Origin of the sequence: Porphyromonas sp., assembly GCF_030529325.1 — a bacterium.
Classification (GTDB): Bacteria; Bacteroidota; Bacteroidia; order Bacteroidales; family Porphyromonadaceae; genus Porphyromonas_A.
Genome location: NZ_JAUMXC010000057.1, coordinates 1 through 11,359, shown reverse-complemented (window position 1 = coordinate 11,359; position 11,359 = coordinate 1). Strand labels below are relative to the sequence as shown.

Here is an 11,359-nt window from a genome sequence, read left to right as displayed (position 1 = left end):
TAGTAACGTCTTGTTGCTCAATAAGATAATCTCATCTTGAATTTTCAGACAACTTGATTTCGGAGGTTCTATACCTTTCTCACGACCTCGTCCGTAGGGCATCATCTCAGCACCGTGGAGAGACTGTGTTTCACGGACTTTGTGTGATCATGTTTTGCGCAAAAAAAAACGCCCCACTTTTTCAGCTCCCTTGTCAAGTGTTTTTATATAAATTCCGCCCATGATATAAGCCCCTTTCATCCGATTCCTATTTTCTGTCTTTGCTCTTACTTGTCCCTTCGGGAGCGGATAATCAGCTTTTACCTGACCTTTGAGAAATTAAACATTTTTGCTATGTCCCGCTTTTTACATATATTTGTACAAGTTTTAAGTCTATGTGATGAGTGAATGCGATGAACGACTGATTCAGGACGTCGAGGAACGCCTCGATCAGCTGATTCGCTTGTGTCAGGCCCAAGCGAATCACATTCGCACACTCACAGCTGAGAAGGAGCATCTCTTTGCTCTGGCTGAGAGCCGGGAGGAGCGTATCCGAGACTTGAACCGGCAGCTTTCCGTTGCCTCTTTGGTGCTCAAAGATTCCCCTGTGGCTCATCAGCAGTTGAGGGAGTTCAAGGGTGAGATAGATCTTGTGATCAAAGAGGTGGAGACCTGCATTGCTTATTTGGAAAAGAACGTTTGACTACGATGACGCCGTCACGCAGAGACATTCTGCAACGGCCGCCGATATATTGATTTTTGCTGTGAGTTCTTCTACATCGAACAACACCAAGGCTGCCAAGCCGTACAACAAGCTCGATATCACGGTCAAGGTCGATGGCAGTATCATCTCCCTCAAGATAGACAGAGGGGATGAGCAGTACATCAGATCAGGTGCCACCGAACTCAATCGGGTGTTGGGACTGTACAGACAACGGTATGGGGATGGGGCAACGTCAGAGATCGAACTCCTAAGATACACGGCGTTGCATTTTGCTTCTATTGTCGAAGAAGCGCGCATCAAAGCCGAAGACCAAGCCCTGAACGCTCGCTTGGCTACTCTCAAAGAGAAGTTGGAGATGGCACTCTATCCTCACCCCGCAGAGTGAGGTGCGTTTTCTCGGACTTCGTCCTTTTCCTTTTAGGCGTGGTTGATATATTTTAATTTATGACTAACGCTATTTTTATTACATAGAACAACAACAACGATGAATACATTTGTTTATGTGCTGATCCTTGCCCTCATCGTTATTTTTATCGCTGCAGGTTTCATCATGTGGAAGATGATGAACAAAGCCGTCGATAGAAAGTCCGATGAGTACATGAAGAAGGCAAAAGAGGAGATCGAGGTGATCAAAAAGAACAAGATGCTGGAGGTGAAAGAACAGTTCATCAAGCAGAAGTCCAACCTCGATAAGGAGATCTCTCAACGCCAGTCCAAGTTGCAGGGTATCGAAGCCAAACTCAAAACTCGTGAGCAGTCTCTCCAGCAGAAGCAGGACGAGCTCTTGAAAAAACTCAAAGAAAACGATGCTATACGAGAGTCTCTTCGGACTCAGTTGGAGCATATCAAGACCCGTGAGGTCGAACTCGAAGAACTCAAAAAGCGCGAACTCGCCGAACTCGAAAACATCTCGGGGCTTTCGGTCGAGGATGCCAAAGAGCGTATCATCGAGTCTATCAAAGATGAAGCGCGTGGTGATGCTTCGGCCTACATCGCAGAGATCATGGACGAAGCCAAGCTTACTGCCAACATGGAAGCAAAGAAGCTTGTCATCAAGTCTCTACAACGCATAGCTACGGAGACGGCTATCGAAAACTCCGTCACCGTCTTCCACATCGACTCCGATGAGATCAAGGGACGTATTATCGGTCGTGAAGGTCGCAACATCCGTGCCCTTGAGGCTGCGACAGGTGTCGAGATCATCGTCGATGACACTCCCGAGGCTATCGTCCTCTCTTGCTTCGACCCTGTCCGCAGGGAGATCGCCCGCCTTGTCTTGCACCAACTCGTTCAGGATGGTCGTATCCACCCTGCACGTATCGAGGAAGTTGTTGCAAAGGTGCGCAAGCAGATCGAAGAAGAAATCATCGAGACCGGTAAGCGTACCGTCATCGATCTTGGTATCCATGGTCTTCACCCCGAACTCATCCGTCTCGTGGGTAAGATGAAATACCGTTCATCATACGGACAAAATCTCCTCCAGCACTCGCGTGAGACTGCCAACCTCTGTGCCGTCATGGCTGCCGAACTGGGTCTCAATCCTAAAAAGGCGAAGAGAGCAGGTCTCCTCCACGATATCGGTAAGGTGCCTGATGATGAGCCTGAGATGCCACACGCTCTCCTTGGGATGAAGTTGTGTGAAAAGTACAAGGAGAAACCCGATATCTGCAATGCTGTGGGTGCGCACCACGATGAGATAGAGATGGAGACACTCATCGCTCCTATCGTTCAGGTCTGTGATGCCATCTCCGGAGCACGTCCGGGTGCACGCCGTGAGATCGCGGAAGCTTACATCAAGCGTCTCAACGATCTTGAAAAGTTGGCGCTCTCTTATCCCGGTGTCATCAAGACATACGCTATACAGGCAGGACGAGAGTTGCGTGTCATCGTCGGAGCGGATAAGGTAGACGACATACGTACCGAACAACTCTCTTCTGAGATCGCAAAGAAGATCCAGGATGAGATGACCTATCCGGGGCAAGTCAAGATCACCGTCATCAGAGAAACCCGCTCTGTGGCATTTGCGAAGTAATCGACAGACATAGACGCGATACATGAAAACAGCGCAGGCAGTCAGGGATATTCCTTGACTGCCTGCGCTGTTTTTATATGTGTTGTTTTCATTCCAATCCTTTGAACTCCTGAGCAAAAGACTTTTCTTGTACGCGGGAGTAGATAGGGCTGTTTGTCACGATGAAGTATTTGCCCTTACTTGGTTCGTCCGGTTTCAATGTCTTTACCACTGATACCGGGAACTTCCTGTCACTTCTTCCACTCGTTACGACATACATGCGCACGACCGTCGCTTGGTAAGCCTGAGACTTCTCGTAGCCTCTTCCGTGGTCCGAATACACTTCTATGGTGTATGGTTTGATCGGGTTATACCCATTTTCCGGAGTCGCTCCTTTGAGCATGGAAGCCATTTGGTAGGGGTGGGCAGAATTGTCCTCGTTGAAGAGGATGCTGAGTTGTCTGATCGGTGCACTGTCCGGCCCCGTGATGTTGGAGACGCTGTTGAGTTCGATGCAGGTAGAGCCGGTTTCTTTGTTTCTGCGGAACATTTCGTACGCCATCACCTGAAGCGCCACAGCCCCATGAGGCTCTGAACCTATTTTTTCACGCACTTCCTCAAACTCCTTTACCGTTGCGGGAAATCTGTTGAAGGTCACTGTCCCCCTTTGTCCTTTGACACACTTCTCGTGATCTGTCTTCCCCGTTATCTTTACCTCTATCGGGGTGGATTTGTTTTGCGAATGGATGCTTGTCCCAAAAGTCAGTGCTGCCACGACCGTGGCAAGTGTAAGTCTTGCAATTTTTTTCATGTGATGTAATGTGTTTTGATTTGTGAATTTATGGAATGCCTCCCCTCTCGCTTCTGTTGCTTTGGGCGACATTATGTTTATCGGGTGTGTTTCTGTTGCGAATATAGTAAAACGAAGGTTTTCAGTGCTGCTTCCTTAAAGATCAATATCCCTATTTGTTGAGTTATACTGCCTGTTTATCAGAGTTTTGATAACGAGAACTTTTTGCCAAATATTCTCTGCGGTGAGTTTCCCCTTTTTGCCATTTCAGATCTTTTTGTCTACACCTTTCTTCTGTATTTCTATTTCTCCGGAATATCTGCGGTAAAACTCAACCATCAAAACCATAATACATCATCATAGAGAAAAATGACACGAAAATGTGATGAAATTAAATATTTGCTATCTTTATGGAAGAGGTTAGAGTAAATGTCAACCATGTAGGTGAAAAACAGAGCAATAGTAAATCATATAGTTGTTCTTGTGCGACATTCTCTAAATTCTTTAGTTATTGCCGATAGTGCAAACCTCAGAAGATAAGGGCAAGAAAAACAACTTCAGAGAGAGCCGCATCAACGATAGTCACAGATACTCAAGACACTACCACACATATAAAACAACCCTAAAATAAAGACAACAAAATTAAACTTATGAAACTACAAAGAATTTCAGGCTTGTCAAGTCTGATCATTGCAATGCTCTCATTTACAGGATGTATGGAGGAGAGCTTGTATGAGGATGCAATCCTCAAAGTGAGCGAAAACCCTGTCTTCTTCGCCAAGGAGGCATCCGAAAAGACCATAAGCATCCAGTCCAACAGAGACAAGTGGGAAGCGACTTCTGCACAAGAGGGGCAGTGGCTTACCTTGACAAAGGAGGGCAATACGCTTAAAATCGCTACAAAGGAAAATACTATGGGCATCGATCGTATTGCCATTGTATCTGTACACGCAGGTGACATCTCAGAGCGCATTGAAGTACATCAGAGGGCTTCGGATATCCTCATAGAGTCAGAAGGGACAGATATCCGCTTTGCTACATCAGGGGGAACAAAAAAGCTGAGACTCTTCTCCAACGTCCCTAATCTCGTAAAGGTGGAAGTCGAGGGGGCAGACTGGCTCAAAGCCGATTATAGGCAGGGTGAAGGGACCTTCGAACTTGTCGCCCGAGATAACCCTGATCTACTTCCCAGAAACGCAAAGGTCATCCTCTCTGCCGGACAGCAAGCAAGAGAACTCAACGTTACTCAGGAAGGGGTGCTTGATCTGGCTTTGCCTTTGATGACTTATCCCGCGACACTCAAGGATGTTATCAATTTTGAGAGATCCAGAGGCAACATCCTGGCACAGACACCTGACGGCTTCAACAATAAAACCTTCTATCGTTTTACTACAGGGAATACCATCATCTCCAACATCGAATATGAATATCCGAACATGGGGCAATTGGTCTTTGATCGATCTGTCGCAGGTGTCGCGGATGCAGACCTGATGAGGAACTCTGATTTTGAAAGTTTCATGAACCTGAGAGGATTCGTAAAGGGTAAAAGCACAAGTATCCTCCACAACTATGTAAATGAAACCAATAACTACAGGGCAAGAGTCAATTTTCCAAGTAAGGGCGGTGCTCTGATGACCTTGACTTACCTGCCAAAGCAAACACAAGCATACCCGACATTCTCAAAACTTACATCTTTTGATCAAGTCCCACTCATCGGAGATTATGACCAGAAAGAAAAGGGCGCACGCAAGCAGGAAGTTCTTGATTTTGAAGCAAACCTTGGGTCCAAATTTAATGAACAGGAGTCCAAGGATGCGCATAAAGAAAACCCTGCTATCTTGGCATTTGATGCAGCAAAAAGCGATGCGCCGGAAGGTCTACGTATGTACAACTTCATCGTAGCCGGTAAAAACGGAATCCCCAAAAAAGACCCTGCAGAAGGAGAGTTGGAAAGTACTCTGACAACAGTGCTTGATGTCAGCAGAGCTTTCTGGCAACTGGAAGACAATTATTACTTGACCAAAGAGCTCATCGACTTGATGGAGTCCAAAGGGTATGTCTATCACAGTAAAACGAACAAGGGAGTGGACAGATTTTACAATCCGACATCACATGCCATGATGGGCTTCAAAGTTGAAAGCCTTGCAGACTACAACGACAACAAACCATTTGTTCTCGTAACCGCATACAAGGTTACTATCGGAGAACAAAACTCTGCAACAGAAGACCTGTTGTATAAGAGATTCAGAGAGACTGTCTCTAAAAAGTGAGAGTTCTTCGAAAGGTATATTGACTAAAGGACATTAAAACAGGCTTCTTGGCTCTTGTCGAAAGAGCCAAGACCGCCTGATAAAATCAATAGACAAAATAATAATGAAGCATATTGTATATGTCACGGGCTGTATCTTCAGTGCATTGCTACTCTCCTGCAGGTCTGAAGACAATATTCTGACTCCTTCGGAACATTCTCCTGAAAAGGCTTTTGAACGGTCGATCTCAACGGGACGACAGATACATGAAATCCCGGGGGTGCTATTCATAAAAATTGAAAAGGAGCACAGCAGAAGGATACACCTCTCAACAAATGGAGACGTAGCCATGAACAGTGTCCCCTCCGGACTCAGCTCTGCTCTCAACAACATGGGCGCTACCAAGATGACTCCACTCTTCCCGATAGATCCCAGATGGGAGAAACGCATGAGAAGAGCCGGGCTGGATGAGTGGTATCAAGTCGAAATAAGTAGCGAGCAAGATCTCACAGAGGCTGTCTCCATGCTTAGTCACCTAAGCGAAGTTGCAGTCGTGGAAAAAGACTACGCTACCAGCCTCCCCGGTGTAAAGGTCACTCCTATGCCGGGTCCTTTGGCTACAGAGCAGACAAGTGGTCAGTTCAATGACCCGGGTCTTGCTTTGCAATGGCACTATCAAAATGATGGCAAGTTTGAAAAATCAGTGGCTGGGGCGGATATCAACCTATTCAGAGCTTGGAAATACGAGACCGGAAAGGCGGATGTGATCGTTGCTGTCACAGATGGTGGGATAGACACAACCCATGAAGACCTGATAGATAACTTGTGGACCAATCCAAATGAAATCCCCGGAAATGGTATAGATGATGACAACAACGGATATGTTGACGATGTACATGGAGTCAACTTTATTCATCTCAATGGGGAAATATACCCTGACGCTGACTCTCATGGTACACATGTCGCCGGAACGGTGTCGGCTCGTAACAACAACGGTATCGGTGTGTGTGGAGTCGCCGGCGGAGATGGCTCTCCGGAGAGTGGAGTTCGATTGATGAGTTGTCAAAAGTTCGGGCGAAGAGGAGAGGCCTCCAGAGGTTCTCAATCCGCTCAGGCTTTTGTTTATGCAGCCAACAACGGAGCTGTGATCTCACAAAATTCCTGGGGGTATACCTATCCCGGTCCTGGATTTCTCCCTGCCTATGAAAAAGAAGCGATAGACTACTTCATCCAACATGCCGGATGCGACAATGATGGCAACCAGCTTGAAGACGCTCCAATGAAAGGAGGGGTGGTCATCTTTGCAGCAGGGAATGATGGGCAAGACTATCTCGCTTATCCCGCAGCATACAACAAGGTCGTTGCGGTGTCTTCGATGGCGCCTGACTGGAAAAAGGCCTACTATAGCAACAGAGGTGCCTGGGTAGATATCATGGCTCCGGGTGGTGATCAGCGTTACTCGAAAGGTGAAGTCTACAGTACCCTTGCGCCATCGGTTAAGAATGCCAAGTATGGCTATATGCAAGGCACTTCAATGGCTTGTCCTCACGTCTCCGGGGTTGCGGCATTGATTGTTTCCAAATATGGCAAGAAAGGTTTTACCAATGAGGAGTTGAAGACTCGTTTGCTGGGCTCTCTAAGGCCTATGAACATCAACGTGATGAATCAAGGCTTTGAAGACCGATTGGGGATTGGATATATCGATGCAGAGGCGGCCTTTGCCAAGAATGAAAATATCCCGCCACAAAAGGTTGATAGGATATCCGTGATGCCCGAATTTATCACAGTGACACTCAACTGGATCACAGTGGAGGATGTCGATGATAGGATGGCTCTCTTTTACAATCTATATATGGATGAAAAGGAGCTTAATCCTAAAAACTACACTACTGCGAGACAGTCCGTTACAGTCAAGAGCTTCGGTGTTGAGCCGGGCAAAGAAATGTTCTCTCTTTTTGAAGGTCTTACAGACAACAAAGACTATTTCTTTGCCATAGAGGCCGTGGACCGTTGGGGATTGAGGTCCATACCTTCTTTCATTCAGGCGCGGACCAAGAAAAATACCCCACCCTCCATCGAAGGACTTCCCGATAAGAAGATCCGAGTGACAGGTGCCGAAAAGGTCAAGTTTACCCTCACGATGAAGGACGTGGATGGTCATCAGGTACATGCGAAGATCTCGGGCGACAAAAAGGGAGTGACGCACAAAATAGAGAAAAACAAAGTTCATTTTGTCATCATGGCAACAGCACCTGTCGGTCAGTACAAAATCAAGGTGGAGGGAAGAGATGAGATCGGAGCTACCGTAGATGCGGAAATACCTTTTGAAATTTATACATACAAACCGCCTGTGTTCCGAAACAATGTCAAGCCACAGATCGTGGGACAAAAACAAGGGGAGAAACATCTGGATGTCAGCGCACTTTTGGATAAAGATCCAGCCCAAAAGGTGACTTATCAAATCTCTTCTTCTGACGGATCGATCTTGTCTGCAAAGATCAATGATGAGGGGCAGATAAGTCTCCTCGGACGAAAGAATGGCAGGTGCAAAGTCAATGTTGTCGTGACCGACGGGGTAAGTGCTCCTGCATCCACGAGTTTTGAGGTCCGTGTTGTAGATGATAGGGATGCCCTTGTGTATACGATGTACCCCGTGCCTGTCGAGAAGCAACTCAATGTCATCGTCAATCCTGAACTACCAAAAGCCTCGTTTGAAGTCATAAGTATGATGGGAAGGGTCGTCTACCAAAGGGAGTACGATATCAATGGGCAGAGCAACATCATCCTGGGACTCGCCCGACTGACTCCGGGATCTTATACTCTGAAGGTGTCGTCAGATAAAGGAGTGTATCAGAAAAACTTTGTGAAACTATAACTGGAGAGGACCTTATGAAACTTATTCGAATAGTACTGGGGGCTCTATCCCTATTATCGTTTCCAATCATAGCCTCTGCGCAGCAGGAAGGCTCTTTGCCTATATTACATCTCGCCACAGACACTCGGCTCTCCTCCATGGGCAATGCTTCCATAGGAGAAGCCGATGGCGGATATATCTACACCAATCCGACCTCATTGCTGACTCAGCATACTCGAGTCGATGTCTCTATGGGGACAAGAGTCTTCGGGAAGGACATAAACGGATATAACCTTTACTTCTTCAATGGCTCCGCAGGGATACGCTTAGGTAGACATGCACTATTTGTGGGCGGAAGACACTGGCGAGGGCCCAAGGTCCCTCGTGTAAATAATGAGGGGATAGAAGGTAAATCCATACCTCTGAACGAAGCTACCTTGGATCTGGGCTACGCATTCAGACTCAACAGACACCTGTCGGCCTACACATCCGGTTCCTATGTATTTAGTTATATCGGCAAAAAGGCCCAAACAGCCGTCTTTAATGTAGGATTGTATTACAGAGGGAAAGGATCCGTCAAAAGCCATGAGGTCGAGTATATGATCGGCTCGCGCCTGACCAACTTCGGACCACAGTTTAGGTATGGTAAGGGTGGACGAAAGATCAACGTCCCTGCATCATGGGATATGGGGGCAGAGCTGAGCAAGCAATTGTCTGCAGAGTATAAGTGCAGTTTGTTGGCGGGTTTCAGATACAACTTTCTACCGATAAGAGCCAAGAGCTTTGGGGGATATGTCGGCGGAGAAGTGGACTACAAAGATATGCTTAAAGGCAGCTTGGGCTGCAGTGTCATGAAAGGGTATCCTATGGTAGTCTCAGCAGGTCTGTCGGGCAAGCTGTCCCTCATAAGACTGGGAGTGGTCTATCAGCACGTAGCCTTATCTGCATTGTCAAATGTGTCCGGAACACTTTCACTATCTTTCTAACAAAACTCAACTCAACATGTAACAGTAAAAAATATGCAAATGACAACAATGAAATATATTTTGGGGATTATCCTTGCACTATTCATTGTCTCTTGTTCGGAAGACAATGTATTCAATGACGCCACTCTCGATATCTCCGAGACAACGATAAACTTCCCTCAAGAAGGTTCGGAAAAAAGTGTAACCATCCGAACCAATGCCCATCAGTGGTCGGCATTCTCTGCACAGGAAGGGACTTGGTTCAAAATGAAAAAGGAGGGTGACAGGCTCGTCTTCATGGTGGAGAAAAATGAAATTGCAGTTGACCGTAAGGCTTATGCCATAGTAACTTCCGGGAATACCGTAGCCAAGATCGAACTCATACAGTCCGGAGCAGAAGAGGTGATCCTGCCGGATGCGGATGCTATCGTCCTCGGGCCCAATGTCACGATGAGAAAAGTCGCCTATGAAAGCAATGCGGACAACATGATATTCAAGGTCGAAGATGCCCCATGGATGAGCATCTCTCATCATGAAGGCGACGGATACTTCATCCTCAATATAGCTCCCAACGAAGATCTCTACGCCAGAGAAGGTACCTTGCTCATCTCCTCCGGAAAAGGTGTGAAATCTATCGCCGTAAAGCAAGAGGGCACTTTGAGTCTGATCATCCCTCCCTTTGCACAAGTCGCACCTCAGAGGGAGGTGATGAGATACGAAGCAGAAAAAGGGAACACACTCGTAAAAATCCCCAATGGAATATTCAATAAAACCGAGTATAACTTCTATACCGGAGTCCGTGAGTTCCCCTATATCGCGTACTTCTTCAAAACAGAGACAAGCACGAACTACTACAGTGTCATCATCCCCACAAGCAAAGGGGAGCTCTTCAAAGGTGAGGACTTCGAACGCTTTTTATATTCTTACGGCTTTGTCAAAACAGCAACAAAACCGGATCGAACCGAATATGTCAACGAACGAGATCACTTCAACGCTTTTGTGAAGTATGAGTCGTCGGGAGCGGCTTCCATCAATATAGAATACGATCCACAGCAACCTCAGGATTATCCCACTTTTAAGGACGGTATCCCTCCTCTAAGATCAATCTGGGAGTATGCAGCTGATGATCAGGAGGACATCCATGGTAAAAATAAGGCTGACGTGATAGAATATGAGGCACAAAACGGAGGTGTCAAGAATGATATACTTTCCAAACCTCCGACAAGATATTGGTTCTACGAAATAGACCGGAATGATGGTTCGGATCTCATCGCAAGAGCTTACAAATTCTATGACTTGAAGCCTGACAATCCCTTTACAGGTCAAATTTCGGAGATCTATGGATACTATGACAATGTAAGTCTGGCTTATTGGGAGTACGATGGGGACTGGAAGATGACAAAGGAGTTCAGAGAACTCCTCGACAAAAATAATATCGTATTCATCCGCAAGCAGTTTGGGCACTTCTTCTACCACCACAAAGAGTCCAATACGACTTTCGACTTGACGCCCATGCGATTTGCCAACTTCAAAAATGGCAAACAGCTCTTGGTCATCAGACTTTACAGAGAGGTCATCAATGACTGATCAGACTCTATAACAAAAATGAAATACCCCCTGAAAGCTTGTGCGAGGAACGCTTTCAGGGGGTCTCTTATTTTTTAGGAGTCTTTTCTGATGCTATAAGATTTGTGAGAATGGAACGCTTTTTCCGGGGTGTCGCTTTGTCAAACGGATACTGTCCTAAAAAAGTGTGTAAGCCCCATTAGTCCTTAACTTTGAGGTAA

8 protein-coding genes are annotated in these 11,359 nt (G+C 46.4%); 7 read left to right on the top strand and 1 reads right to left on the bottom strand.

Going from position 1 to position 11,359, the window contains the following annotated elements; genetic code table 11:
* The first annotated feature begins 379 nt into the window (after nt 1-379).
* The 3 genes from Q4A14_RS07935 to rny all read left to right on the top strand — a co-directional run bounded on the left by Q4A14_RS07935 (nt 380) and on the right by rny (nt 2,735).
* Nucleotides 380-682, top strand: a complete 303-nt coding sequence (locus tag Q4A14_RS07935) for a hypothetical protein (protein ID WP_303171253.1) — start codon at nt 380-382, stop codon at nt 680-682.
* 61 nt (nt 683-743) lie between these two features.
* Entirely contained in the window at nt 744-1,088 is a 345-nt protein-coding gene (locus Q4A14_RS07930) for a cell division protein ZapA (RefSeq protein WP_303171252.1), read from the top strand.
* A gap of 99 nt (nt 1,089-1,187) precedes the next feature.
* The gene (gene rny / locus Q4A14_RS07925) at nt 1,188-2,735 is read left to right on the top strand and encodes a ribonuclease Y (protein WP_303171250.1); all 1,548 of its coding nucleotides are present in this window, start codon (nt 1,188-1,190) and stop codon (nt 2,733-2,735) included.
* Between the two features lie 88 nt (nt 2,736-2,823).
* Here the strand turns inward: rny and Q4A14_RS07920 are convergent, their stop codons facing one another.
* Entirely contained in the window at nt 2,824-3,525 is a 702-nt protein-coding gene (locus tag Q4A14_RS07920; RefSeq protein ID WP_303171248.1) for a hypothetical protein, read from the bottom strand.
* A gap of 629 nt (nt 3,526-4,154) precedes the next feature.
* Here Q4A14_RS07920 and Q4A14_RS07915 point away from each other — a divergent pair.
* From Q4A14_RS07915 to Q4A14_RS07900, 4 genes are all read left to right on the top strand, one after another.
* Complete coding sequence (locus Q4A14_RS07915; protein WP_303171247.1) at nt 4,155-5,774, top strand: BACON domain-containing protein; 1,620 nt, start codon at nt 4,155-4,157, stop codon at nt 5,772-5,774.
* Between the two features lie 103 nt (nt 5,775-5,877).
* Nucleotides 5,878-8,628 carry a S8 family serine peptidase gene (locus Q4A14_RS07910; protein WP_303171246.1) on the top strand — a complete coding sequence of 917 codons (2,751 nt, stop codon included), beginning with the start codon at nt 5,878-5,880 and terminating at the stop codon, nt 8,626-8,628.
* Between the two features lie 14 nt (nt 8,629-8,642).
* Nucleotides 8,643-9,593, top strand: coding sequence for a PorV/PorQ family protein (locus Q4A14_RS07905; protein WP_303171244.1), 951 nt, complete (start codon nt 8,643-8,645; stop codon nt 9,591-9,593).
* A gap of 48 nt (nt 9,594-9,641) precedes the next feature.
* Nucleotides 9,642-11,159, top strand: coding sequence for a BACON domain-containing carbohydrate-binding protein (locus Q4A14_RS07900; protein WP_303171243.1), 1,518 nt, complete (start codon nt 9,642-9,644; stop codon nt 11,157-11,159).
* Nucleotides 11,160-11,359 lie beyond the last annotated feature (200 nt).